Source organism: Ketobacter sp. GenoA1, assembly GCF_003671475.1.
Lineage (GTDB): Bacteria > Pseudomonadota > Gammaproteobacteria > Pseudomonadales > Ketobacteraceae > Ketobacter.
On record NZ_RCHM01000044.1, the window covers coordinates 22,270 to 47,467 of the forward strand.

Below are 25,198 nucleotides of genomic sequence, written 5' to 3' on the forward strand. Positions count from 1 at the left end.
CGCACATGACTTTAAAGACCTCAATTACCACAGGTGGCAAAGGCCACCTGTTGGCGTTATTGGCGGGGGCGATTTTCCCCCTGGGATTGGCCCCTGTGGGTTTCTGGCCGCTGATCCCCGCCTCCATGGCACTGCTACTGATTTTGCTGGAAGGGCAAACGCCGCGACGGGCCTTTCTGCGGGCCTTTCTCTACGGTATGGGGTTTCACGGCGTAGGCGTGTCCTGGGTTTATGTCAGCATCCATTTTTACGGTAGCGCACCGGTGTGGCTGGCAGCCCTGGGAACGCTGCTGTTCTGTGCCTTTCTCAGCGGGCTGCTGTTTGCGTTGCCGTTCTGGGCCTATCGCCGTTTACAAATGGATCGCTATGCTCTGCTAACCTTCCCGGCGTTATGGGTACTGATGGAGTGGACCAAAACCTGGCTGTTGAGTGGCTTTCCCTGGCTCTGGGCCGGGTATGGTTTTATTGATTCACCCATTGCCGGCCTGGCCCCCGTTGCCGGTGCCCTGGGCTTAAGCCTGGTGGCGGCCGTCTCGGCGGTACTGCTGCGCCAGATACTGAAACAGGAATCGCCCCGGCGCCTGCCGGCTGCCGGCGCGCTGCTGGTCATCTGGGTGAGCTGCTGGTTACTGCAGAATACCCCGTGGACCCAACCGGATCTGGCCCAATCCCGGCAGGTGGCCTTGATACAGGGCAACATTCCCCAGGAACAGAAATGGGACCCAAAATACCGCAATAAAATCATCAGCACCTATGTGGACGCCACCCGGGAAAACTGGGATGCCGATCTGATTCTGTGGCCTGAGGCCGCCTATCCGGTGTTTTATCACCAAGCCCTGCGCACAATTACGGATCTGGATATTGCGGCCTCCGAAAAATCCGTGGCCATCATCAGTGGTGTACCCCGCTGGGAACCCCAGGAAAACGGCGAGCAGCATTATTACAATGCGGTCTTCGTCATCGGCGATGGTGAAGGGATCTACAACAAACAGAAACTGGTCCCGTTCGGCGAGTACGTGCCACTGGAAGACGTCCTGCGCGGGTTGCTTCCTTTCTTTAACCTGCCCATGTCCAGTTTCACCAAGGGTGCAGCCGAGCAGCCGCCACTGATCGCCAAAGGGCTGAGTTTCTCTGCTTACATCTGCTATGAGATTGTCTACCCGGAGTTGGTTCGCCAACAGGCCAGGGATAAAGACTTTCTGATCACCATCAGCAATGATGCCTGGTTTGGCCGCTCCTGGGGGCCGATTCAACATTTTCAGATGGCCCGCATGCGCGCACTGGAAACCGGAAAATATCTGCTGCGAGGAACCAATACGGGCATCACCGCCATCATCGATCACCGTGGCCGCGTTCAGTCCCGCATCCCCTCCTTTCAGGCAGGGGTTTTGAAGGGAGTAATCTATGGCACCGCGGGGGTCACGCCGTTTGTGCAATTCGGTCAATGGCCGGTTCTGGGGCTGTGCCTGTTGCTGCTGATTGCCGGTATCGCACTCTCCAGTCGCCCCATCCAGGAACCGGAAGTACGACCGCTGTACCATCGCTCTACGGTTTCCCGTAAGTAATCAGAAACACTGCAGCAATGTTCAGGGCTCGGCCTGCCCCCAGTGGTAGGCCAGAAGCCCCAGATATTCCCGAATGGCGAAGCTTGACAGGAAAAAACTCCAGGAACCCGGTATCCAATAATACAGACTGCAACCGCATCGGCTCTCAAATCCGGTGGGCGCCGGTATCACATCCATCCCCTGCTGCTCAAAACTGTACACGGCCCTGGGCAAATGCCAGGCATCGCTCACCAACAGAACCTGGTCAATGCCACTGCGTTGCAGGTATTCCACACTGAACAGCGCGTTCTCCCAAGTGTTGCGGCTGTTGCTTTCCACCCACCCCGGTTCAATGGCAAACCGCCGTAAAATTTCCGCCATGGCTTCCGCTTCACTGCGTTCTGCAGCACCGGGAGCACCACCGCTGAGCAACAATGGCAACCCGGTCTGTTCATGCAGATAAACCGCGTACAACAGACGTCGGTTGGTTAAATCCGAGGGCACCGAAGCGCCGTACTCCGGCTGCTGCACATAAATACCTCCCCCCAACACCACAATGGCGCCCGGGTTTCGGCCGGGCTGTTGCAGGGAAGCAGCATCCAAGGCCGGATAAGGCTCCAGCCCCTTGAACAAAAAACATTTCACCGCCGGAATGGACAGCGCCAGCAACGTCAGTAATGACACCGAGCCGAACACCATGGCCAACTTGCGGTTGTTGCGCCACAGGATCAAGGCGATCAGCAGCAGCATGAAATTCATTGCCGGCGGCAGTATCAACGCAGTAAGAATGTAACGCATGAACGTCGACTACCCCATATCAGTCTCAGTATGCGGCTCACCCTACCACAATCGGATGTCAACTCACAGACAGGCCACGGCCCACCTGGCGGGCGATGACCAGGTAGCGTAACGGGCCACCGCTATCCAGTGCGGTAAACGGGTAGCACGCCACCAGCGCCAATACCGGTGCGTCAGCCTGCAATCGAATATCGGAGTCGCGCACATCCGTTACCTGGATCTGCACAATCTCGAACCACTGCAGACGACCATCGCGGGATTGCAGCAGTATTTGCTCCCCCAGTTGCACCTGACTGAGAAACGCAAAGTGGGTGTCGCGATGTCCGCCGATCACACTCACACCCACCTGCCCCGGTGTCACACTGGCACTGAGATGGCTGGGGCCGAAGGCAAGATTGCGTCCGCTGGCCCCGGCCAGTACCACCAGTTTCTTATCCTGTGCGGGGAATACCAGGCGGGCGATGGGCGCGGTATCCGCCCAGGGCCAGGGTCGATGGTCGTTGCCGTCCCGCAGCGAGCGTTGCCAGGCGTCGTCCAGCAAATATTGTGCAAACCGGGCCTTGGCAAACAGGTAAGCACTTTCCCCCAACAACCACACCGCCAATACCATCAACAACAGCGCCGCTTGCTTACGCCAGTTCCGCATGCGCTTGGCCTCCGAATTCCGCCCGTTGCCACAACAACAAGGCCAGCCCCAGCAATAAGAATCCAATCACCAAATGCCAGTGCAGGCCCAGGGCCGTGCGCGGATAACCCACTGCCGGCGCCGGCTGCCGGGATCCGGCGGGCATTCGATTGGCAATCTGCGCCTGCTGCACGGCCGCGTCCTGCGGCCGCACCGGCGTTTTATCGACAGCCACAAAACTGGTGTAAGGGGTCAGCAGTCGGTGCTCAAGTCCCAGTGCCACAATGGCATCACGGTGCATCGCTGCGTTTCCCTGGCGCACACCGTCATCCTGCAGGCTGGCCACCTTGGCCCGCGCCCACAGGGTGGCCACACCGGCGGCCTGCTGGTCGGAGCGCAATTGCAACCGGGTCTGCCATTGCTGCCCTGCAAAGCGTCCAGCAATGGATACGGCCGCAGGTGGTTGATCAAAGCGCGCTTTGATCAACAATGGCTCCCCCACAAACAAGTCCGGTACAGGCTGTGGATACCACTCGGCCGCGCCGCCTTCTACCTGCACCGATATTTGAGTCAGCGCGGGCTTTTCAATTTTGCCAAACAATTCCGCCATCGCGCTTTGCACCTCATCGGTGCTGCCGATGTAGGTGTAGGTTCCGCGGCCAAACTCCGCCGCCTTACGCATAAAAAATCCATTGGGTGCAGCACCAATGGCCACGGTATAAAGACGCTTATGGGCGATGTGCTGGTGAATCAATTCAAACAGGGCACTTTCATTACCCACACTGCCATCGGTAATAAACACGATCTGGGCGATGACATCGGCTTGTTCCTCCTCAAGCTGTTCCTCATCTACATGTTCTGCATCGGCTTGGGTCAGCGCCCAGCGCAGCGGGGACGCCATTTCAGTACCGCCATTGGCCACCAGACCATCCACGAACCCCTGTGCGCGGCGCAGCGCTGCCGGACTGGCTGCGGTGGAGTGAGGAAACAGAGTCCGGTATCCGGAATCAAAATCGATAATGTTAAACCGGTCCTGGGGCCGCAAACGGGAGAGCGCCATGTGCAAAGCCTGTTTCGCCTGCAACATAGATTGCCCGGCCATGGAGCCGGAACTGTCGATGATCAAAATCAGCTCCCGCGGGGCAACGCTTATGCCGTCTGCGGTGGCCGGTGGTATCACCATGATCAGGCCATGATCCCGACCCGAAACCTGTTCAGAAAAATACGCCGCCACCGGACTTTGCTGGGCGACCGGTTTCCAGCGCAGTACAAAATCCCGGTCCATGGCCACCTGTTCGCTGCGGGTCCGGATCTGATAGACCTCACTCAACCGGGTGACATCGATGTCGTGATAGGGTGCCTGAAACTGTTGTACCTGATAGCCCGGCGTCACTTGAATGCGGACACGGGCCTGGAGTTGATCCGCCGCGGCATGATGGGTTTGCGGCGGTGTGATCATAGGGGCATCCGTCACCTGTGCCGTGGGAAAAGCCCACCCCTGAACCTGCTCTGGGGATTCCGGCAGACGGGACAGGCCGGGAATGTAACGCGGCGTCAGCGTCATGGGTAGCCGCAGGGAGAACTCACCCTGGTCGTAACGCAGGGTCTGCAGAAAGGTCAACTCCACCTCAATGGTTTCGTGAGGGCCGATGTTCGCCACCTGGGTGGAAAACAGATCTGGTCGCTGTTGCTGCAGCAGTCCGGCCCGCATACCCTGGGCTTTGGCCTGGGTGTATAGGCGCCTGGCTTCCTGCTTTTCCTTGATTTCACCTTCGATCACCCGCTCCCCAATGCGAATGCGCATGGCGTTGACAGCGCTGTTCTCGGGCAACGGCAGCACATAAACAGCCTCCACCCATTGCCGGGAAGGGTTGATAAAACTCTGGCGCAGTGTCACCCGGGACACCAGACCATTTACCTGCACATCAAACTCTGACTGACTGCGCACAAACGGCGTGTAGCCCTGCTCCGATGGCATCAACAGGCTGCCCGCGCCCACCTCATCCAAAGCGGCATAATTTGCCTCTTGATAGTTCGCCTCTTGATAGTTCGCCCCTTGATAGTCCACTCCTTGATAGGCGCTGGCGCTGGCTGCTGTGATGAGACAAAACACGATTGAAACAAGAAATTGAATACGGTGCATAAGGCATCCCCAAGCATGAAACAGGTATTCCCATTGCAACGTTCAATGTGGGCGCTGGAGCCACCCGAAGGTGGCAATCTGGAGGTCAATTATGCTGAATTATGGCGTAACGGGATGAGGGCCTTGTTCAGGGCTGCCGCCAGTACCGGTTTGCTTTAGTGACGTTCAAAACAGTTCGACAGTGTCGTCTGGCTCGGCGTGCTTGAAGCGCGGCAGAGTGATGCTAAAGCAGGTACCGGCGCCCTCGTTGGAATGGACATCGATTTCACCGCCCATTTCGGCCACAAACTCCTTTACCACCGCCACCCCCAGGCCGGTACCCTGATGGTGGTTCACGTAATCGTCGTACAATTGGCTTACCGGACGGAACATACCCTGTAGTTTCCGGGGTGAGATACCCACCCCGCTGTCACACACCTGCAACACCAGTTGTTCACCGCAACTGTGGTGGTAGCGGGTGGCCACCGTGACGGAAATCTCCCCTTCTGCGGTGTATTTCAAGGCATTGGCACAGAGCTTTTTCACCACCTGATTCAGCCGCGTGGGATCCAGTTCCGCCTGCATACCGGGCTCACTGTAATGTGCCCGGAAGCGCAAACCTTTTCGCTGCGCCTGCTGCTCCACATGGTGCAGGGTTGCCACCAGTGTATCCTCCATCAGCACCCGCCGTTTGGCGGATTCCGTATCCACATTGACACTGCTCAGATCTTCCAGATCCTCGATCATTTCCATGAGCCGCCGGGCGTTATCATGAATCATCGAAGCTGCATTGCGCTCCCGTTCAGAGTAGGGCTCAGCGTTGGATTTGGCGGCAAGCCGGTGACTGAACCCCAGAATGGCATTCATGGGTGTGCGCAATTCATGGGACATCACCCGTAAAAAGGTGGATTTGGCTTTCTCGGACAGGGTCACTGCCCGCTCCAGAGCCAATGTCCGCAACCGGGCTTCAGCACCTTCCACCAAGGTGAACAGCATGTCTTTCATGCGGCCATAGGGCTCGGAACCCACCTCGGGCATGTTGCGCGCCATGACGCTGATGGTGTCGAAATTCGCTATGGTACGATTTTCCAGATCCACAAAACGGCCCTTGCTGCGCATTTCCAGCATCAAACGCTGCCAGGCGTCACGCCGCTCCTGCTCGCCGAAATAAACCACAGCACCATCCTGGGATTCAATCAACCCGCAGCCGGCAATCCCCAGGCGTTCCAGGGTCTGATTCAATAACGCTCCCAGCTCAGAGTAGCCACTGCAGTTATAACTCTTCTCCAAAAAGCGGATGATTTCCCCCAATTGACTGCTGGCGGACATGGACAACATGGCAATATCACTGGCTTCGCGCAGTTGATTTTGCAAAGTGGTGATTTCCCGCTGCTTGGAAAAAAATTGATCCAGCGCTGTGTATAGAGGATCAAAACCTTGAAAAACAGGCACATACAACGACAGCCGACATTGCCAGAACGGATCAAGATCCACCTCTCCCGGAACCCGCTGCAGGAGAATCAAATGATCATAGGGGTTTACCGTGAAGGTGCCCAGCAGCTGATTCAGCAGGGCACCCTGGTTGCGCGGGGTTACTTCAACCAGGGCGACCGGAGCCGTGCTGGTCTGACGGGTGAACGCGGAACTGGACTCCAGCATGACCAACTGACAACCCAGGGTGCGTTCCAACTCGGACAGGGCCATTTCTGAGCGGGTTTGGGGGTCCACCAACATCAGCATTTGCAATCCGTAGCGCGCGTTCACCTGCATATCCCTGCTGTAACCATGCTTTATTAAAGAGTAGTGCAGGTTATTCACTCTTGCAGGTGGCATTTGTTTGCGCTCAATTTGTCATATTTGGGCATTGAACTGCCACTGCACATTTAGGAGGCTGTCACAACCAGACAAGAACAAAAACGGACTGTCAGCCATGGTTATAGCAACCCGCCAAACGGGCACGCAAACCCATTATCGAACCTGCAATCTCTGCGAAGCCAGCTGCGGACTGGTCATTGAGCATCGAAACGGACACATACTGTCCATCAAAGGGGATGCGAAGGATCCCCTGTCGGAAGGCCATATCTGCCCCAAGGGCGTGGCGCTGCAGGATCTGCAAAATGATCCCGACCGATTGCGCAAACCACTGAAAAAGACTGCACACGGCTGGCAGGAAATTGGGTGGCAACAGGCGTTCGACGAAATCGGCAACAACCTGCGCCGCATACAACAGCAGTACTCCAAAGATGCAGTAGGTTTGTACCTGGGCAATCCAACCGCGCACAACCATGGCGCGTTGTTGATGCTGGCGCCATTGATCAGGGCGTTGAACACCCGCTCCCGTTTCTCCGCCACCTCCTGCGATCAATTGCCGCACATGCTGGCCTGTAAGGAAATGTTCGGGCACTTTGCCAACTTCCCCATTCCGGATATTGACCGCACCGATTACTTCCTCTGCCTGGGCGCCAACCCTCTGGCCTCCAATGGCAGCGTGATGACCGCCCCCAATATCAAAACCAGACTGCAGCGATTGCAGAAACGCGGTGGTCGCTTTGTGGTACTGGATCCCCGCAAAACCGAATCGGCGACCATCGCCGACGAACACCACTTTATCCGGCCGGGAACCGACGCTGTACTGTTATTGGCGCTGTTGCACGTTATCTTCCGAGACCATCTCAACAGTGATGGCGTCGCCCGCGGCTATCTGAAAAATCTCGACCAATTGCAACAGGCAGCAAGGCAAATCAGCCCTCCATTGGCCGCCGCCATTACCGGTGTGGACCAAGAGGCGATTGAGCGGCTGGCGCGGGAATTTGCCAGGGCACCACGGGCTATTGCCTACGGGCGGGTGGGTGTGAGCACCTCCCAGTTCAGTTCCATCAACGCCTGGCTGATTTACGCCCTGAATATTGTCACCGGCAACCTGGATAAAGCCGGCGGCCTCATGTTTACCCTGCCGGCCATTGATCTGGTGGGGCTGGCGGCATTGGCGGGGGAAACCGGCAGCTTTGATCGCTGGCGATCTCGGGTCAGGGGGCTGCCGGAATTCGCCGGTGAACTGCCGGTGGCCACCATGGCAGAGGAAATCCTGACCCCGGGCCATGGACAAATCAAAGCCATGATTACCCACGCCGGCAATCCGGTGCTGTCGGTTCCCAACGGCACATTGCTGGAGCAGGCTTTGCATCAATTGGAATACATGGTCAGCATCGATATTTACCTGAATGAAACCACTAAACATGCGGATATCATCCTGCCCCCTACCGGCCCTCTGGAACACGGCCACTATGAACTGGGCCTGCACAGTGTGGCCATTCGCAATACGGTAAAATACTCCCCGCCGTTATGGCAGCCCTCTGGCAACAGCCTGCACGATTGGCAAATACTGGCGCACCTGACCGCGCAACTGGAATCGACTTCACCAATAAAAACCCTGGCTGCCAAATCCAGGCTGGCGCTTATTGAACGACTCACTGATGAAGGCATGCTGGACTGGCTGATCAAACTGGGCCCGTATGGCAAGGGCTTACCGGGTGTATATCAACTGCTACAGTGGCTGGGGAAAAACACGCTTACCAATGCCTTGAAAGCCAAAGCCGCGCGCTCTGCCCGTGCCGTTACCCACCGCCTGCCAGCGCTCAACAAAGCCTTGCAATCATCGGCCTACGGTAACCTGACTGACGACAGCCCAATACCGTTTCCCAAACTGGATTTACGGGAGCTGAAACAGCACCCCCATGGTGTGGACCTGGGGCCATTGCAACCCATGCTGACCCATCGCATATTCACCCGGGATAAAAAAGTTGATCTGGCGCCACCCCTGTTTATGCAGGATTTGCAACGGCTGCAGGCGAACCTGCCGGTGCCCGGTGCCGCGCATGAATTGTTGTTGATCGGCCGCCGCCATCTGCGTTGCAATAATTCCTGGATGCACAACAGCAGACGGCTGATCAAGGGCAAGAACCGCTGTGACTTGATGATGTCCACAGTGGATGCGCAGCGCCTGGGGTTACAGGATGGTGCCGCCGTTACCGTGGCATCGGCCACCGGCAAAGTGGTGCTGCCTCTGTGGGTAAGCGACGATATCATGCCCGGCGTGGTCAGCATGCCCCACGGTTGGGGCCATCATCGACAGGGCACCAACCTGGCCAATGCCTCCCGCAAAGCCGGTGTCAGCATGAACGATATCACCGACCATAAGCTGGTGGACGGGCTTACCGGAATGGCGGTAATCAACGGCGTTCCTGTGCGCGTGCAACGTGCCCCTTCGCCCGCAACCACCAAGCAAACCCATGCCACGGTATCACCATGACCAAAACACACCACACTTTTTGCCGAGTATGCGAACCCTCCTGCGCCCTGATCGCTGAACTGGATGAGAACAACAGGTTGATCAAACTGGCACCGGATCGCCAGCATCCGGTAAGCCGGGGTTTTGCCTGTCACAAGGGTATCCATTACCAGGCCATTCACCAGGATCCGGATCGGCTTAATGTTCCCATGAAACGCAGCAACAGCAAGGCCGAAGCCGGCCACTTTGTGGAGTTGGATTGGGATCAGGCCATTGCCGACATCGCCCATAAGCTGCAATCCATTCGGCAACAATACGGCAATGATGCCATCGCAGGCTATATCGGCAACCCCACGGCCTTTAATGCCCTGGGCAGTCAGGCGATCGGCTCCCTCTTCACCCAACTGGGAACCCGCCGTCTGTTCAATTCGGGCACCCAGGATTGCAGCAATAAGTTTGCCGGGGCGGAAGCCGTTTTCGGCACCAGCACGCTGCATCCGATCCCCGACCTGTCCCGCACCCGCTATGCCCTGATTTTTGGTGAGAACCCCAAAGTCTCCCATATGTCGTTCGTCTCCATGGCCAACCCCATGGCACAGCTGAAGAACGCCCGCAGCAACGGCGCCACCATCCGCTTTATCAATCCCCGTCGTATTGAATCCGCCACCGCGGCCACCGGCGATGTATTGCAGATCAAGCCCGATACAGATCTATACCTGATGGCGGCCCTGCTGCATGAAATTGATCAGCAGGTTGGGTTCGATGAATCAGTGCTGGCCGAGCATGGCAAGCACATCGCTGGATTGCGGGCCTTCATTGCACCTTACAGTGCGCAATCCGTGGCCGATGTCACCGGTCTGGATGCGGCCCTGATCCGGCAAACGGCCATTGAGTTCGCGCGCGCCGAATCCGCCTGCGTGCACATGTCCACCGGGGTTAACATGGGGCGCCAGGGCACCCTGTGTTATTGGCTATTGCAGATGCTGAGTTTTGTAACCGGCAATCTGGATAAACCCGGAGGTAATCTCTACAGCCTGGGCTTCTACCCGGCGGCCAAAGCCGGGGCAATGCACAATCTGTCTGCGGACTCGATCTTTTTCCAATCCGAGCATGGTGAACTGCGCACCATTCGCGGCGCCCTCCCAGGCAACCTGTTAGCGGACATGATTCTGCGGGACAGTAACCCCATCCGGGCCCTGTTCATCATTGCCGGTAATCCACTGCTGTCCATGGCCGGAGAACAACAGTTGCGTGAAGCCTTTGGGCAACTGGAGCTGATTATTGTGCTGGATTTGGTTCGCAATGCCAGCGCCGAATACGCAGATTACCTATTGCCCTGTACCGATATGCTGGAACGTCCGGACATCAATATCTGTGGCCTGGGTATGCAGTACCAGCCTTATGTGCAATACACCGAGGCAGTGGTGCCACCTGCGGCAGAACGCAAGCCGGAATGGTGGATACTGGGCAAACTGGAACAGGCCATGGGCCTGCATTCGCTATTTGATGGCGACCACCAACCCAACCCGTTCGGCCGCCTCAACCGCATGCTGCGCTACAGTGACCTGGATATTGACCAGTTAAAAGCGGCACCCGGCCAATCCATAACCCTGCCGGACAACGGCACTGGCCGGTTCTATTCCGATTGGCTGCAAACCGAAGACAAAAAGGTGGATTGTTGCCCGGCCTTATTCAAGGAGGCCATCGCGCAGGCCCATCGCTTGTTTCAGGAGCTGAATTCAGAACCCGCAAATCAACTAAAGCTGATCAGTCTGCGCACCAACTACATGCAGAACAGTTGGTATCACAACATGACGGAGCTGAAGCGGGAACAGCAACAGGAAAACCCACTGCACATGTCGCCGCAAGATGCGGCGCTACGCCAGCTCACCGAGGGTCAGCCGATCCGCGTGTTCAATCAATGGGGACACTTGCAGGCCCGGGTAAAAATTGATGACACCCTTCGGCCCGGTACGGTGGCCATGACCCACGGTTGGGGCAATCAACACTCTGCGGGGCTGCACGTGGCGCAGCAGTACCCCGGCATCAACGTCAACCAACTATTGCCCACCGGACCCGGTAGCTTTGAAAAACTCAGCAATCAGGCCCATATGACCGGCATCAACGTGGAGGTGGAAGCCTATTCCAGATAGCCCACCACCATATCGGTCAATCCGCGGGTGATCTCCTCCTGGGTCATCATCTGCGGCTGGCCGATGAATCGCACCATGGTAAACATGACACTGTTGGAAATAATAAAGATGCGAACATGCAGATCCTGAATCGGATTATTCTGATAGTGCTTGAGAAAGTACACCCGCGACAGGTCCATAAAACTCTGCTGCAAGATATCCATAACCCGGTCCGTGGGCAGGCTGTGCCAGTTGCGTACCAGTTCCAGATACAAGCCATCCCGTGAATTCAACAAGCCAAACCCGAACTGGATAATCAGCGCCACGTTACTGCGTAAATCGCCATCCTGGCTCATGGGCAGGCGCAGCAACGCCTGGGCAATCTCGTTGGCGAGCTTGTCCACCAGGGCCTCCACCAGCGCCTCTTTGTCATCAAAGTACTGGTACAGGGAACCCACGCTGACACCAGCGGTTTCCGCAATATGATGGGTGGTAATACCTTCCAATCCCCGCTCCACTATTGCCGTGGCAGTCGCCTCGATCAAGGCATCCACCATCTGGCGGGAGCGTTTCTGTTTCGGCTTTTTCCGCACAGCAATCTACCCTGTAAACGCGAATTGAATGCGAATAAATATTCGCATTATTCTGCTGGAACATCAAGACGCTGGATGAGAGGCCATCATGAATCAAGCGGAAACCCCAATACCCACCCGTGCGCGCCCCTTTGAAAAAGCGCAAAAGCCCACCCCCGCCTGGCTGAAAGCCATTCTGGGACGTGAACTGTCCCCTTCCCGAAGCGAATATCAGGCGGTGACCCAGGCCCTGTGGGATGGCGACAAACCCATGGACGACCTGGTGGCCTGGATGTTCGAGGCGGACACCCGTCAGCGCAAGCATCAAGTGCAACAGGCGATCCGGCAGGGAAATCTGCACCAGGCACCAGCAGCCATTGAGGGCTTTTTTGCCACCCTGCAGCAGCCGCCCTCCTGGATCGATTTCGACCTTGTGGAAGAGGGCGTGCGCTTTACCCATGGCCTGGGCATTGCCGCCGGCTATGTACTGCGTGACCTGGCCCTGATGGGTGGCTACCTGTTGTCGGGCTTCAATCAATCCCTGGTGATGACCGGCGCGCTTAATAAGGGCACCGCCCAACGCATAGCAGAGACCGGAAAATGGTGGATCGACTGTACTGAGCCCGGCGGGCTGCAACCTGTTGGCCCCGGTTACCGCACCACGCTGCAGGTGCGATTGGTACATGCCCTGGTGCGCCGTGGCCTGGATCGGCGCCCGGACTGGGATCACGGCCGTTGGGGTTTACCCTTGAGCCAGATTGATATGGTGGCCACTTACCTGGGCTTCAGCGTGGTGATGCTGGTGGGTCTGCGTAAACTGGGGATGCCGGTATTACCGCGTGAATCCAAGGCGGTTATTCATCTGTGGTCCTACGCGTGTTGGCTGATGGGCGTGGAAGAAAAATGGCTGGTGCAATCCGAAAGCGACGGCTTTGTATTGCTCAACCACACCTACATGACCCAAAGCAAACCCGACGCCACCAGCCGCGAACTGGCCCTCGCACTGGCACGGGAGCCCTTGGCACGCCGTTTTCCAAACCTGCAATCCCTGCGCCGCAGGTTGTCCTACCATCAGCACCTGGGTATGAGCCACTATTTCCTCGGCCAAAGCAAAATGCAGGAACTGGGCTTCGAGGAACTGGGGCTGCCCTGGTATCCCCTGGTGTCCAATGTACCCCGGGCACTGGGTTACAGTGCCCGACATTTTGTGCCGGGCCTGCGTCAACGCCAACAACGCAATGGGCGCAAGGCGCAATTGGCCATGCTGGCCTCCATGTTTGGGGAACAGGATCACACCATTATCAACCCCGATTCAGACCACCCCGCACACCTTTAATCCGGGACGAGCCGTAGACGGAGCATAAAAATGATACTCGACCTTATTGCAGACCAGCGCGCCGGCCAACGCCTGAAAAACACCCTGCCCGGCGAGAAGGGGCTGCCCTTAGTGGGCCACAGCCTGGATTTTCTGTATCGACCGGTGGAAACCGCGTTACGCTTTGAAAGCAAGCATGGCCCGGTCTTCTGGCTATCCATTTTTGGTATGACCGCCGTGGTAATGGTGGGCCCCGACGCCAACAAACGGGTGCTGCTGGATCGGGAAAAAGCCTTTTCCAATGCCCGTGGCTGGGATTTCTTCATTGGTCAGTTTTTTAAACGCGGCATCATGCTACTGGATTTCGATGAACACCGGTTTCACCGCGGCATCATGCAGGCCGCTTTCAAAAAACAGGCACTGATGCAGTATGTGGGGCGTATGAATCCCGTCATCCAAGGGAGCCTTAACACCTGGTGTGACAGCCGCAGCCGAAAAAACTTTGCCGTGCTGCCCCACCTCAAACAAATGACATTGAACATCGCCACCGAAGTTTTCATGGGTGAACGGCTGGGCCCGGAAGCCGATGCCATCAATCAGGCTTTTGTGGATTGTGTGCTGGCGGGAACCGCCCTGATTCGCTATCCGGTGCCGGGTGGCCGCTGGCACAAGGGCTTGAAAGCCCGTAACAAACTCGAACAGTTCTTCGCATCCCGGGTGGCGGAGCGACGCCGCAACCCGGGGTCGGATCTGTTCAGCCAATTGTGTCTGGCGCAGGATGAAAACGGCCGGCGTTTCAGCGACGCTGACGTGGTCAACCATATGATCTTTTTAATGATGGCAGCCCACGACACCTCCACCCTCACCCTCTGTGCCATGTTCTATTATCTGGCCAAACATCCCCACTGGCAGCAGACGCTGCGCGAGGAATCCCTGGCGCTGAACAAACCGGCTGCGGACTATGCAGATCTGGATCGCCTCACCGGCATTGAAAAAGTGATGAAAGAGGCGCTGCGTCTGATGCCGCCGGTGCACGGTATTCCGCGGCGCACGGTGAAACCGGTGCAATTCAACGACGTCACCATACCGGAAGACACCTTTGTCATTGTCAGCCCCTTTGTCACTCACCATATGGAAAAGTATTGGCCCAATGCACAGCAATTTGATCCCGAGCGCTTTGGCAACACAGTGGACAAAGCGCAACAACACCCCTATCAATACGTTCCGTTTGGCGGCGGCGCCCATAAATGCATTGGCCTGCATTTCGCGGAGCTGCAGATCAAAACCATTATGCATCAAGTATTATTGAACTATCGCTGGCAAGTGCCCCGGCACTACCACATGCCGATTAACTTCACCACGCTACCCAACCCGGCAGACGGCTTACCAGTCAAGCTCATCCGCTTGCAGAATTAATGCATCAGCAGTAAGGAACCAGCATGAATCCAAAACCCCACAACACTGTTTTCATTACCGGTTGTTCATCCGGCATTGGCCGGGAGACGGCAAAACTGTTCCAGAGCAAGGGCTGGAATGTGGCCGCCACCATGCGCAATCCCGGTGCCGAAACCGAGCTCAATCAATTGCAGAATGTAATCTGCCCGCCCCTGGACGTGACCGATGTCAACTCAATTCAGCAGGCGGTGCAATCCACCCTGGATGAATTCGGCTATATCGATGTGGTGGTCAATAACGCAGGTTACGCACTGATGGGCGCCTTCGAAACGCTGGATCGCGAGCAGATTCTGCGGCAGTTCGATACCAATGTATTCGGGCTGATGGAAGTGTGTCGCGCTGTGTTGCCACACTTTCGCAGCCGCAACCACGGCACCCTGATTAATGTGGCCAGTATGGTAGGACGGTTCCCGCTGCCACTGTACAGCGTCTACAATGCTAGTAAATTTGCCGTGGAAGGTTTTACCGAAACGCTGATATACGAATTGGAAAATTTTAATATCAACGTGAAGCTGATTGAACCCGGTGCCACCAACACGCATTTTTTTGGTCGTTCCAGCGAGCGGCAAAACCGTACCGGCGTTAAGGCGTATGAGCGTTACACTCAAAAAGTGTTTGCGGTGATGGATGCGATCGGGCCCGCCGGCGGCGACAGCAAAGCGGCCGCCAAAACCATCTGGCGGGCTGCAACCGAAGGCAGCACCCAATTGCGCTATGCCACCGGTAGCGATGCCAAAGCCTTTCTACTGGCACGACGCCTGTTGCCCGACCGCTTGTTTAACCGCACCATCAAAGTCAGCTTGACACCCTGGGCGTTGAACACCGTGGGGCGCTTGTTTTACCGCCCCAACACGCCATAGCAAGGTAGCAAAGCGCTACAGCGGGCAGAACAGAACTGCCCGCTTATGACTCTAGCACGCGGACAATCCGGAAGGTGCCGCAGGCGCTGCGGCCAAGTCCACCAGATCCATTGCCCAGAAACCCACCTCATTCGGTGGATAGCCATCCTCCCCATGCAACGGTTGACTGTTGTTGACCACCTCCAGGCGCCCGGAGATACCATTCCCCATAGTGATACTGGCCAGGCTGATCAGGGAAGGCGCATCCTGCACATTGGCTGGCAATATCGCCGCCGTGCCCTGGGACGGCTTGCCATTGAAGACGCACACTGGAGGATTGGCGGGCCTCACCTGGCCCCACACCATAAACCAAAGCTGGTCCAGGGGCGCTTCAGGCAGCGGTATATCAAACCGCTGTCCACCGGGATTAAAAGGCATGGGGCCAGGGCTTTGGTACAGAGGTGAATCACCTTGCCCTGGCTGCGGGCGCTCACCTTCATAAAGAGCGACCTGTAGATTGCCGTCCATCAGCGGGATGGATGGCCTTAGAAAGATGGTTGTCAGTCGTAACACTTCCATGTTGCCTCCTGCGAGTGCAGATCATCTATTATTCAGACGCATACCACCAAGCAGTGGATGCCGATATAACATCAAGCAGAACGGGAGCGATGTCCAGCCCTGTTTTTGTGCATTAATTCCTGAATCAATCCACCCGTCACCGGCAGCTGTGGCCGATCACCTTAGCCGGCAACCTCTGCTCCCCAATGAATGCCGGCGTGCTGTGCCAGCTGTTGGCGCAATACTTCCCCCATGGCCAGATAGGGGGTCAGATACCCTCCGGTTTGCCCGGTTTCCGCTTCCAGCTGCGGCTCTAATCTGGCCAGACAATAGGCAGCGTCCACCAACATGGCGGCGGTACCGCCGTGGCCTGGATCCCATTCGGTGTGCATCCAGCCCTTCAGTTTTCGGCCGGACGGTGTAATCCCCACCGCCCTGAAACCACAGGGCCCATTCTTCGCCATCTGCCGATCTGACGGCCCCGAGCCCTCTTTAGGGCCCAGGGCATGCAGCATACGCCCCCCTAGGGTGGTGGGGTTTGCTTCCACAAACCACCGTGTCAGGCGGGTTTCCAGTTGTGCTTTCAGCCGATTTAGCACGCCATTCCCGGCCAGTTTGGCTTCCATATAGGTGAAGTCCTCCCCCCAGGGTCGCCCCAGCAGCGCATGGCTGCGTCGCACCACCCGCGCATTGATCTGGCCCAGTGGAAACGGCATGATCCACTGGCCGAAATCCGCATCAAACCGCAGCCGGTCCAGATCCGGGCACTGAGGCCCAGCCAGCTGGTGCGGCGGATTCAGGCTATAGGGGTTGGCGATCATTTCCGACATGAGCGGGTCCGTGGCCACCGCTTCCATCACCCCTTTGCCACTGGCAAAGCTGCCGCCACTGACTGCAATACGCCCGTAACTGAAGCAGTTAAGAATGTGGCTACAGTATTCCCCAAACGTTTCACGGGCCACCTGCTGCATGTGATGCACCAGATACTCCGAAGGAATGGAATCCAGCCCGCAGCAATTCACAATCTTGACCCGGTTAGCCCGGGCCTGGGCGTCATGGGTGTCCATCATCCGGCGCAACCAATGCAATTCTCCGCACAGATCCGCCATGTGCGTGCCGTGGGCGACACAGGCCTCCACCATCTCGGTGGCGTAGCGGGCACCCGGTGCCACCGTCGAGACTATCACCCTGGCGCGGGCAGCAATATGGTCCGCCGCGGCTCTGTCCGCCCCCGGCACCACAAACACCGCAAGCAACGGATCACCGATTTCCGCTTTTAAAGCCTGTAATTTGGCGGCATCTCTCCCGGCAATGGCCCAGCGCAGCGGACGCCCACTCTCGCCCCGCCCGTTGCCCCCGTACTGGCGATGTAAATACCGCGCTGCCGGACGCCCGGTATGGCCGGTGGCGCCCCACAGAATGACATCAAATTCACGCTCTCGCATCGGTTGTCCCCCCAGCTAGACAGTGCCATGCACTCTAGAGGACTGTCCCCCCGCCGGTAACCGGCGCCTGGACGTATTCGCCTTACTCTATTTGGTGTATTCTGCCCCGTTCCCCTCGCAGAATCTGATCGTAACCCCATGCAGCCCCTATCTGTCGCCTGCCGGGTGCGGTATCCTTTGCGCTTTGAATTTATTGGCATTCCGAGAGTTTTCAGTCGATGGAAGAACAGTACCATCCCCAGCAGATAGAAACCGAAGCCCAGCAATACTGGGAGCAGAACAAGAGCTTTGAAGTCACCGAACAGGAAGGCAAGGAACCTTACTACTGCCTGTCCATGTTCCCCTATCCCAGCGGCCGCCTGCACATGGGCCATGTGCGCAATTACACCATCGGCGACGTGATCAGCCGTTTCCAACGCATGCTGGGCAAAAACGTCATGCAACCCATGGGCTGGGATGCCTTCGGTCTGCCGGCGGAAAATGCCGCCATCAAGAACAAGGTAGCTCCCGCCAAATGGACCTACGAAAACGTAGACTATATGAAGGGCCAGCTTAAGCGCCTGGGGTTCGGTTACGATTGGAACCGGGAGCTGGCCACCTGCCGCCCGGAATACTACCGCTGGGAACAGTGGTTCTTCACCAAGCTCTATGAGAAGGGCCTGGTGTACAAGAAAATGGCCACCGTGAACTGGGATCCGGTGGATCAGACTGTGCTGGCCAACGAACAGGTCATCGACGGCCGTGGCTGGCGTTCCGGCGCCCTGGTGGAGCGCAAGGAAATCCCCCAGTGGTTCGTGAAGATCACTGACTACGCCGAAGAGCTGCTGGCGGATCTGGACAAGTTGGAACACTGGCCGGAACAGGTCAAGACCATGCAGCGCAACTGGATCGGCCGCTCGGAAGGGGTTGAGTTGCAGTTCGAGATCGAAGGCGGTGAGCCGCTGGAAGTCTACACTACCCGCCCCGACACCCTGATGGGTGTGAGCTATGTGGCGGTGGCCGCCCAACACCCCCTGGCCAAACAGGCGGCAGCAGAGAACACCGCCATCGCCGCTTTCATTGAAGACTGCAGCCATAACAAGGTGGCGGAAGCCGACATGGCCACCATGGAGAAGAAAGGCATCTTCACCGGTTTGATGGCTAAACACCCCATCAGTGGCAAGCAGGTGCCTGTGTGGGTCGCCAACTTCGTACTGATGGACTACGGCTCAGGTGCCGTCATGGCGGTGCCCGCCCACGATCAGCGCGACTTTGAATTTGCCCAACAATATGACCTTCCCATTCAGCAGGTGATTACTGCCCGCAACGGTGAAGAGATCGACCTGACCACTGCCGCCTTCACCGAAAAAGGCACCCTGATCAACTCAGGGGAGTTCGATGGCTTAAGTTCAGAAGACGCGTTCAACGCCATCGCCGAACATCTACAGAAAGCCGGTAAAGGTCACGTGAAAGTGAATTACCGCCTGCGGGACTGGGGTGTTTCCCGGCAACGCTACTGGGGCACCCCCATCCCCATGATCAACCTGGCAGACGGCAGCGCCGTACCCGCCCCACCCGAGCAACTGCCGGTGAAATTACCCGAAGAGGTGGTGATGGATGGCGTACAGTCCCCCATCAAGTCCGATCCGGAGTGGCGCAAAACCACTTACAACGGTGAGGCCGCCGAGCGCGAAACCGATACCTTCGACACCTTTATGGAGTCCTCCTGGTATTACGCCCGCTATTGCAGCCCCAACGACGACACCCAAATGCTGGATCCGGAAAAGGCCAACTACTGGCTGCCGGTAAATCAGTACATCGGCGGCATCGAACACGCCATCCTGCACCTGCTGTATTCCCGCTTCTTCCACAAACTGATGCGTGACTTCGGCCTGGTGGAATGCGATGAACCCTATGAGCGCCTGCTGTGCCAGGGCATGGTGTTGGCCGACTGTTTCTACCGCGAAGATGAAAAGGGCGGCAAGGTCTGGTTCTCTCCAACGGAGGTCGACACCGACGCTAACGGCGGCTTTGTTCTGAAAAGCGATGGCCAGCCTGTGTTGCACGACGGCATGAGCAAGATGTCGAAATCCAAGAACAATGGCATCGATCCCCAGGTCATCATCGATCAGCACGGCGCCGACACGGTGCGCCTGTTCATGATGTTCGCGGCACCGCCGGAACAATCCCTGGAATGGTCCGATAGCGGCGTGGAAGGCGGCAACAAGTTCCTGCGCAAGATCTGGCGTATGGTAATTGGCCATCTGCAAAAAGGCACAGCACCGGCACTGGATGTGTCGGCCCTTAACGACCAGCAAAAAGACCTGCGCCGCAAACTGCACGAGACCATCGCCAAGGTGAAAGACGACTATGATCGTCGCCTCACGTTCAACACGGCAATCGCGGCCGTAATGGAGCTGTCCAACCACATGGCCAAGCTCGATGACGACGGCAACCAAAGCCGCGCCGTGATGCAGGAAGCGGTCGAGGCCTGTGTATTGATGCTGGCACCCATTACCCCCCATGTGTGCCATACCCTGTGGCAAAAACTGGGGCATGAAGAACCCGTAATTGATGCGACCTGGCCCGTAGTGGATGAAAGCGCTTTGGTGCGTGATGCCATTGAAATGGTGGTGCAGGTCAACGGTAAAGTGCGCGCCAAGATCGAGGTGGGTGTGGATGAAGCCAAGGACAGCATCGAAGCCAAAGCCCTGGCCAACGAGAATGTGCAGAAATTCACGGCCGGCAAGCACATTGCCAAAGTCATCGTGGTGCCGGGTAAACTGGTAAGTGTTGTGGCCAAATGATGCTGCGCACACCCATTCTGCCCATCCTGATCGCGGCGCTGTCACTGATGAGCGCAGGCTGTGGCTTTCAGCTGCGCGGCTCCAGCGCCTCCATCGCTCAGTCCTACAGCAGCGTACGGGTGGTAGACCTGAGCGGCGATGGCAGGCTGCGTAAAGATCTGGAACAGGCACTGACGGATACCGGCACCAATGTAACCGCCACCTCCCTGAACGTGGTGGAGATCCTCCAGTCCGAGGAAGACAAGCGCACTGCCTCCTACTCCAGCCGCGGCAAGAGTGCTGAATACGAGCTACTGAAAGAAATCCGTTTTCAGTTCAAGCGTGATGAGAAAGTGCTGATTCCGGAAACCACCTTCAAGGCACGGCGCTCTTACCTGTACCGGGAGACCGCTGCAGTGGGCAAAGCCGAGGAAGAGAACATGCTGAAGCGGGAAATGGATCAGGATCTGGTACAACGCATTTTATTGTCCATTCGCCGCTCCTCACAAGATATAGACCTATGAAGCTGCGCACGAACCAACTGAAAGAGCACTTTGCCAAAGGACAGATACTTCCCGTCTATATTCTCAGTGGTGACGAAACCCTGCTGATGCAGGAAGCGGCCGACCACATTCGCCGATCCTGTCGCCAACAGGGCTTTACCGAACGGGATCTGTTACCCATTGAGCCTGGCTTTGATTGGTCCAACCTGCTAGAGGCCGGCAACAGCATGTCGTTGTTTGGTGATCGCAAAATACTGGAGGTGCGCCACCCCAAACCGAAGTTCGATGATGGTGCGAAAAAAACGCTACAAAAGTACTGCGAGAATCCAAACCCCGACAACGTGTTGCTGTTGATCATCCCCAAGGTGGATAAAAAAACCCAATCCACCAAATGGTTTCAGAAGATTGAACAATGCGGAGCATTGATTCAGGTGTGGCCCATCGACATCAACCAGCTACCACAGTGGATTCATCAACGGATGCGTCAAGTGGGCCTGGAGCCGACCCGTGAAGCGGTTCAACTGCTGGCAGAAAGAGTGGAAGGCAATCTGCTGGCAGCATCCCAGGAGGTGGAAAAACTGGTATTGCTGCGGGGCAAGGGCCCGCTGGATGTGCAGGACATAGAAGAATCCGTCGCCGACCATGCCCGCTACAATCTTTACGATTTGGTGGATGAGGCATTAAAGGGCAATGATGCCCACGCCATGAAAATGCTTTACCAACTGCAGGCCGGAGGCACGGAGCCAACGGTGTTGCTGTGGGCCTTCAGTAAAGAAATCCGGGCTCTGGCAGGGATGGCCCAATTGCTCAACAATGGTATGGCAGCAGCCCGGGTTATGCAGGAATACCGGATATGGGACAGCCGCAAGCCTATCTTTCAATCCGCATTACAACGACTCTCCCCCACCAGCTTTCGACACTGCCTGCTGGAAGCCGCGCGTATCGACCAGGCCATCAAAGGCATTGGCGAAGGCAACCCCTGGGATGGATTCAGTACCATCATTCTTTGGCTGTCCGGTAAAGTGCGCCCCACGCAACTGTCCATCGCCTGAGATTACTGGCCTGTTCGGCAATGGCCGCAGTGACACTCCGCACGTTTATGCCAATCCCTGCCGCGCATTCGGCTCAGGTAGTCTGTGGGATTCTCACCAAACATCGCCCGGTAATGGTCAGGTAATCGGCCCATATGGCGTAAACCACTGGCCACGGCCGCTTCGGTGACCGAACCAACCTGACGCAGAGCTTTGTGAAATTTGATCAGGCGGTAGCAGCGTAAAAACTGTAAGGGTGTGAGTCCAAACTGATTCTTGAATACCAACTGAAGATTGCGGCTGGTGGAGTGGGTGTAGTCCACCAGATCACGGATCTTGATGTCGAAACGATAATGGTGGCGGATGTAATCCAGGCTCCGGGTCAGAATCCGCTCCCGATTGCTGCTTTTGGTTTTACCGCTATCAGCACACATGAGTACTTCCATCCAATCCAGCACAACCTGTCCCATGCAGTAATTAAACTGAACAACGTCAACCGTAGCCGTCTCCCGCAGGCCAGCTAACAGCATCCTATGGATGGCGGCGGCGACCGAAAACAACGCGGCACCATCCAGGTCCCTGCGCTTTATTTTGTCTGCGTTGCCGAAGAACCAATCCAGTTCAGAGTCACTGAACAATGTACAGAGCTGCTCCACCGTCACCACCATCGCCATGGCCGGCGTGCGCACCATATGCCAGGTTAACTCGGATGAAGGCAACGAGATCATGGAGTGCTTGTCGCCTTCCGGATGCCAGGTAAAGTGGCGCAGGGCCGGAATATCCGGGTGCGGCAGGTGGCAAGCGATCGCACTCTCCGGCAATCTGCATTCCTGCAACGTATCCAGACTACTGGAACGCCAGAACAGTTCAAAGTTGCATGAAACCAAACCGGAGGTAGCGATTTTCGGGGAGTCAGACAAGGGGGTATTACAGGAATCGTACTTCCCGTAAATGTCATCAAATTCCGTGATGCAGATGTCCTTGAGATCGAATGATTGTAGGCGGTCTGAATCCATGCACCAACGTAATTGAGACGTTCCAACTCTTATCCATTGCAAACCTAAGGTTATTTATAACACACTTTATTCGCCCTGAATGGCAGGCGATAAAAAATCCTGCCAAGATTTCGTTTTCTGGATAGTTCAACAAGCAGGGAATGACATACTGAAAGCCAGGCACCACCTCAAGGAGCTATTGTGTCTGCCAAATCGATTGTGAAGGAACCAGCACCCCGTGATCTGGCCAATGCCCTGCGCCGCCAACATCAGCTTGGTGCGGTGAACAAGGCAACGCGGGAACTGATTAATGCACAATGCCACGATGATCTGCTCAACATCATCCAGCAACTGTGTTGCAGTCTGGGGGCTTCCGGTTTTGTCTTTCTTCAAGGGCCCCATTTTCGAGGTGTACGTAAAATCGCCGCCGGACTACCGCGCAACCAGATCAGAACCTTGACGGCACTGCTCTGTGGCGATGATAAAATTGCGGCCCACGATCATCTGTTTGCCTTCCGATATCGAGACTTCAAGCTGGTCATTCACCACCAGGGCCCTGCACCGGAACAACACAGCCCCATCCAGGATGACTCCATTCAGGATGATATGGCACTGTTTCTCGACAGTGCGGAAATCTGGTTAAACAAGCATGAGGCACTGCTGCAGACCGAAACCCTGATCAAACATCAATTAAATGATTTCCAGCAAGCCCTGCTCCTGGACAGGCAGTCTCTGGGCAGCAAACGGGATCTGATCGTCAATAAGATGCTCACGGACATGGCAACCCTGCTGCCCATGCTGGGCCTGGAGGCTGATCAGGAAGACGATATCTACGATGCCATCACACCGATCGTCGAGGCCATGTCGCAGACTCTGGACAGCCATACCCGTTCCAACCTGGACCTGTTTGCAATCGTTGAAAATCTGCTGCATCACCTGCGGGGCAGTGTCGACTACCGAGCCCCGGCCCAACCCGACGATATCGTGCTGTTCTAGGACTTCTCCCATCTCTAGGACTTCCCCCATCCGGGTGATACCCAAAACAGGCTGATTTCCCCATTCTGAAACACTATCCACTTGGATTAACAGAGGGAATTCACATGCACCATTCACACCTATTCATGCGCCTCACGCTGCTGGTGCTGGCGACACTGGTCACCACCTCCAGTATGGCGGGCAGTTGCCAACAAAATGAATATACAGCACCTGAACGTGACCAGGCCCGGCTCGAAAGCGGCCTTGTTGGTGAGTGGAACCAGACATTTGACGAAAAGATACTGACCGTGGAAGACATTGACGGCAACCAGTGGCGTTACTTCACCATTGAAAAGCGACCCGAAACCCCCGCAGGCCTGATCCTTTTTTTACATGGTTTCCCCGAATTTGCCTACGCCTGGGAGCAGCAACTGGAATACTTCGGTGACACCCACCATGCTGTGGCCATAGACCTGAAAGGACATCATTATTCCTCCAGCCCTGACCTGGTGGAGGAATATGATTTCATAGAAATTGCCTGGGAAATTCGTGCAATCATTCGCTGCCTGGGTTATGACAAAGCAACCATTGTCGGCCATGACTTCGGTGGCGCCATCGCCTGGATTATGGGAATGCTGCATCCAGATGCCGTTGACGGCTTGGTGGTGATCAGTGTTCCCCACCCCTACCTGTTTGGCCGCGCACTGTTGAATCCTGACAGCGACCAGGCAGAGCGTAGCCGCTACATTGGCTATGCGCAGGGAACCTCACTAGCGGACCAGTTGAATTTTTCCAAAATCATTTTCAGTGACTTTTCAATATTCGATAGCGGATTCTATTCCGGCAAGCGGATACTGCGCCTGATGCTGGAAAACTGGGTGCCCACGCAACGCTGGAAAACCATGAAACATTACTATCGCGCCATGCCGTTTCCTGCCAATGAACAGGATTACCCTGCTGAGCTTACGGCGTTCCAGAAAAAGATCTACACCATCAAACGCCCAACCCTGTTTTTGTGGGGCCTGGCAGACCCCTACTTCAATCAGGATACCCTAACAGGCATTGGAGACCTGGTACCGGATCTGGAGCTGGTTACTTATCCGCAAGGCACTCACTGGCTACACCATGAAGCAGAAGATCTTAATTTACGAATAGATACTTTTATTCGCAAATTACAATAGATCCTGCATAGACGCCAACTCGAACGCCATGTTATACAAAAGTGAAAACATCATG

General features: G+C 56.4%; 20 protein-coding genes. 12 read left to right on the plus strand and 8 right to left on the minus strand.

Annotated features, from left to right (window positions below; all coding sequences use genetic code 11):
* The first annotated feature begins 5 nt into the window (after window positions 1-5).
* Window positions 6-1,565 carry an apolipoprotein N-acyltransferase gene (gene lnt, locus D9N13_RS19425; protein WP_290593435.1) on the plus strand — a complete coding sequence of 520 codons (1,560 nt, stop codon included), beginning with the start codon at window positions 6-8 and terminating at the stop codon, window positions 1,563-1,565.
* A gap of 21 nt (window positions 1,566-1,586) precedes the next feature.
* Here the strand turns inward: lnt and D9N13_RS19430 are convergent, their stop codons facing one another.
* Genes D9N13_RS19430 through D9N13_RS19440 form a run of 3 tightly spaced genes read right to left on the minus strand, consistent with a single transcriptional unit; the run spans window position 1,587 to window position 5,110 of the window.
* A complete protein-coding gene (locus tag D9N13_RS19430) occupies window positions 1,587-2,342 on the minus strand; it encodes a YdcF family protein (RefSeq protein WP_290593437.1) in 756 nt (251 codons plus the stop codon).
* A 58-nt stretch (window positions 2,343-2,400) separates the two neighbouring features.
* Window positions 2,401-2,988 (minus strand): class GN sortase, encoded by a 588-nt coding sequence (locus D9N13_RS19435; protein ID WP_290593438.1) that lies wholly within the window; start codon window positions 2,986-2,988, stop codon window positions 2,401-2,403.
* Window positions 2,972-5,110: a marine proteobacterial sortase target protein gene (locus D9N13_RS19440; protein WP_290593440.1), complete on the minus strand. Its 2,139-nt coding sequence runs from the start codon at window positions 5,108-5,110 to the stop codon at window positions 2,972-2,974. Before D9N13_RS19440 ends, D9N13_RS19435 begins: the two co-directional genes overlap by 17 nt.
* Window positions 5,111-5,125: 15 nt before the next feature.
* On the opposite strand from D9N13_RS19440, the gene D9N13_RS19445 reads away from it, so the two are divergent.
* On the plus strand, window positions 5,126-5,269 hold the full coding sequence (locus D9N13_RS19445) for a hypothetical protein (protein ID WP_290593442.1): 144 nt from the start codon (window positions 5,126-5,128) through the stop codon (window positions 5,267-5,269).
* Between the two features lie 6 nt (window positions 5,270-5,275).
* Here D9N13_RS19445 and D9N13_RS19450 read toward each other — a convergent pair whose 3' ends face one another.
* Window positions 5,276-6,853, minus strand: a complete 1,578-nt coding sequence (locus D9N13_RS19450) for a sensor histidine kinase (protein ID WP_290593444.1) — start codon at window positions 6,851-6,853, stop codon at window positions 5,276-5,278.
* Between the two features lie 166 nt (window positions 6,854-7,019).
* Here D9N13_RS19450 and D9N13_RS19455 point away from each other — a divergent pair, with 166 nt between their 5' ends.
* Together D9N13_RS19455 and D9N13_RS19460 are read left to right on the plus strand one after the other, a co-directional pair.
* Window positions 7,020-9,398 carry a molybdopterin-dependent oxidoreductase gene (locus D9N13_RS19455; RefSeq protein WP_290593446.1) on the plus strand — a complete coding sequence of 793 codons (2,379 nt, stop codon included), beginning with the start codon at window positions 7,020-7,022 and terminating at the stop codon, window positions 9,396-9,398.
* Window positions 9,395-11,530 (plus strand): molybdopterin-dependent oxidoreductase, encoded by a 2,136-nt coding sequence (locus D9N13_RS19460; RefSeq protein ID WP_290593448.1) that lies wholly within the window; start codon window positions 9,395-9,397, stop codon window positions 11,528-11,530. The genes D9N13_RS19455 and D9N13_RS19460 overlap by 4 nt, the downstream gene beginning before the upstream one ends.
* Here the strand turns inward: D9N13_RS19460 and D9N13_RS19465 are convergent.
* Window positions 11,518-12,102, minus strand: a complete 585-nt coding sequence (locus D9N13_RS19465; RefSeq protein ID WP_290593450.1) for a TetR/AcrR family transcriptional regulator — start codon at window positions 12,100-12,102, stop codon at window positions 11,518-11,520. The two genes, D9N13_RS19460 and D9N13_RS19465, sit on opposite strands and share 13 nt — an antisense overlap.
* Window positions 12,103-12,190: 88 nt before the next feature.
* Between D9N13_RS19465 and D9N13_RS19470 the strand changes: the two genes are divergently transcribed.
* The 3 genes from D9N13_RS19470 to D9N13_RS19480 are packed head-to-tail and all read left to right on the plus strand — an operon-like array spanning window position 12,191 to window position 15,711.
* Entirely contained in the window at window positions 12,191-13,417 is a 1,227-nt protein-coding gene (locus tag D9N13_RS19470; RefSeq protein ID WP_290593451.1) for an oxygenase MpaB family protein, read from the plus strand.
* Between the two features lie 30 nt (window positions 13,418-13,447).
* Window positions 13,448-14,812, plus strand: a complete 1,365-nt coding sequence (locus tag D9N13_RS19475; RefSeq protein WP_290593452.1) for a cytochrome P450 — start codon at window positions 13,448-13,450, stop codon at window positions 14,810-14,812.
* Window positions 14,813-14,835: 23 nt separating this feature from the next.
* Window positions 14,836-15,711 (plus strand): SDR family oxidoreductase, encoded by an 876-nt coding sequence (locus tag D9N13_RS19480; protein WP_290593454.1) that lies wholly within the window; start codon window positions 14,836-14,838, stop codon window positions 15,709-15,711.
* Between the two features lie 51 nt (window positions 15,712-15,762).
* Here D9N13_RS19480 and D9N13_RS19485 read toward each other — a convergent pair whose 3' ends face one another.
* Window positions 15,763-16,269, minus strand: a complete 507-nt coding sequence (locus D9N13_RS19485; protein WP_290593456.1) for a hypothetical protein — start codon at window positions 16,267-16,269, stop codon at window positions 15,763-15,765.
* A 161-nt stretch (window positions 16,270-16,430) separates the two neighbouring features.
* The gene (locus D9N13_RS19490) at window positions 16,431-17,693 is read right to left on the minus strand and encodes a saccharopine dehydrogenase family protein (protein ID WP_290593458.1); all 1,263 of its coding nucleotides are present in this window, start codon (window positions 17,691-17,693) and stop codon (window positions 16,431-16,433) included.
* A 218-nt stretch (window positions 17,694-17,911) separates the two neighbouring features.
* Between D9N13_RS19490 and leuS the strand changes: the two genes are divergently transcribed.
* From leuS to holA, 3 genes are read left to right on the plus strand one after another with little or no spacing between them, the layout of a single operon-like run.
* Window positions 17,912-20,479 (plus strand): leucine--tRNA ligase, encoded by a 2,568-nt coding sequence (gene leuS / locus D9N13_RS19495; RefSeq protein WP_290593460.1) that lies wholly within the window; start codon window positions 17,912-17,914, stop codon window positions 20,477-20,479.
* Entirely contained in the window at window positions 20,476-20,982 is a 507-nt protein-coding gene (gene lptE / locus D9N13_RS19500; protein WP_290593462.1) for an LPS assembly lipoprotein LptE, read from the plus strand. The genes leuS and lptE overlap by 4 nt, the downstream gene beginning before the upstream one ends.
* Window positions 20,979-22,013, plus strand: a complete 1,035-nt coding sequence (gene holA, locus D9N13_RS19505) for a DNA polymerase III subunit delta (protein ID WP_290593464.1) — start codon at window positions 20,979-20,981, stop codon at window positions 22,011-22,013. Before lptE ends, holA begins: the two co-directional genes overlap by 4 nt.
* 2 nt (window positions 22,014-22,015) lie before the next feature.
* On the opposite strand, the gene D9N13_RS19510 is transcribed toward holA, so the two are convergent.
* Window positions 22,016-23,008, minus strand: coding sequence for a helix-turn-helix domain-containing protein (locus D9N13_RS19510; protein WP_290593466.1), 993 nt, complete (start codon window positions 23,006-23,008; stop codon window positions 22,016-22,018).
* A 180-nt stretch (window positions 23,009-23,188) separates the two neighbouring features.
* Between D9N13_RS19510 and D9N13_RS19515 the strand changes: the two genes are divergently transcribed.
* Both D9N13_RS19515 and D9N13_RS19520 read left to right on the plus strand, forming a co-directional pair.
* A complete protein-coding gene (locus tag D9N13_RS19515) occupies window positions 23,189-23,983 on the plus strand; it encodes a hypothetical protein (RefSeq protein WP_290593468.1) in 795 nt (264 codons plus the stop codon).
* A gap of 104 nt (window positions 23,984-24,087) precedes the next feature.
* Window positions 24,088-25,143, plus strand: coding sequence for an alpha/beta fold hydrolase (locus D9N13_RS19520; protein ID WP_290593470.1), 1,056 nt, complete (start codon window positions 24,088-24,090; stop codon window positions 25,141-25,143).
* Window positions 25,144-25,198: the final 55 nt, after the last annotated feature.

Excerpts from the sequence above, each read along its gene's own strand:
- D9N13_RS19430 (WP_290593437.1), bottom strand. The coding sequence starts at position 2,342 with ATGCGTTACATTCTTACTGCGTTGATACTGCCGCCGGCAATGAATTTC.
- D9N13_RS19455 (WP_290593446.1), top strand. The coding sequence starts at position 7,020 with ATGGTTATAGCAACCCGCCAAACGGGCACGCAAACCCATTATCGAACC.
- D9N13_RS19510 (WP_290593466.1), bottom strand. The coding sequence starts at position 23,008 with ATGGATTCAGACCGCCTACAATCATTCGATCTCAAGGACATCTGCATC.
- leuS (WP_290593460.1), top strand. The coding sequence starts at position 17,912 with ATGGAAGAACAGTACCATCCCCAGCAGATAGAAACCGAAGCCCAGCAA.
- D9N13_RS19520 (WP_290593470.1), top strand. The coding sequence starts at position 24,088 with ATGCACCATTCACACCTATTCATGCGCCTCACGCTGCTGGTGCTGGCG.
- D9N13_RS19485 (WP_290593456.1), bottom strand. The coding sequence starts at position 16,269 with ATGGAAGTGTTACGACTGACAACCATCTTTCTAAGGCCATCCATCCCG.
- holA (WP_290593464.1), top strand. The coding sequence starts at position 20,979 with ATGAAGCTGCGCACGAACCAACTGAAAGAGCACTTTGCCAAAGGACAG.
- D9N13_RS19435 (WP_290593438.1), bottom strand. The coding sequence starts at position 2,988 with ATGCGGAACTGGCGTAAGCAAGCGGCGCTGTTGTTGATGGTATTGGCG.
- lnt (WP_290593435.1), top strand. The coding sequence starts at position 6 with ATGACTTTAAAGACCTCAATTACCACAGGTGGCAAAGGCCACCTGTTG.
- D9N13_RS19470 (WP_290593451.1), top strand. The coding sequence starts at position 12,191 with ATGAATCAAGCGGAAACCCCAATACCCACCCGTGCGCGCCCCTTTGAA.
- D9N13_RS19475 (WP_290593452.1), top strand. The coding sequence starts at position 13,448 with ATGATACTCGACCTTATTGCAGACCAGCGCGCCGGCCAACGCCTGAAA.
- lptE (WP_290593462.1), top strand. The coding sequence starts at position 20,476 with ATGATGCTGCGCACACCCATTCTGCCCATCCTGATCGCGGCGCTGTCA.
- D9N13_RS19460 (WP_290593448.1), top strand. The coding sequence starts at position 9,395 with ATGACCAAAACACACCACACTTTTTGCCGAGTATGCGAACCCTCCTGC.
- D9N13_RS19440 (WP_290593440.1), bottom strand. The coding sequence starts at position 5,110 with ATGCACCGTATTCAATTTCTTGTTTCAATCGTGTTTTGTCTCATCACA.
- D9N13_RS19490 (WP_290593458.1), bottom strand. The coding sequence starts at position 17,693 with ATGCGAGAGCGTGAATTTGATGTCATTCTGTGGGGCGCCACCGGCCAT.
- D9N13_RS19445 (WP_290593442.1), top strand. The coding sequence starts at position 5,126 with ATGAAACAGGTATTCCCATTGCAACGTTCAATGTGGGCGCTGGAGCCA.
- D9N13_RS19480 (WP_290593454.1), top strand. The coding sequence starts at position 14,836 with ATGAATCCAAAACCCCACAACACTGTTTTCATTACCGGTTGTTCATCC.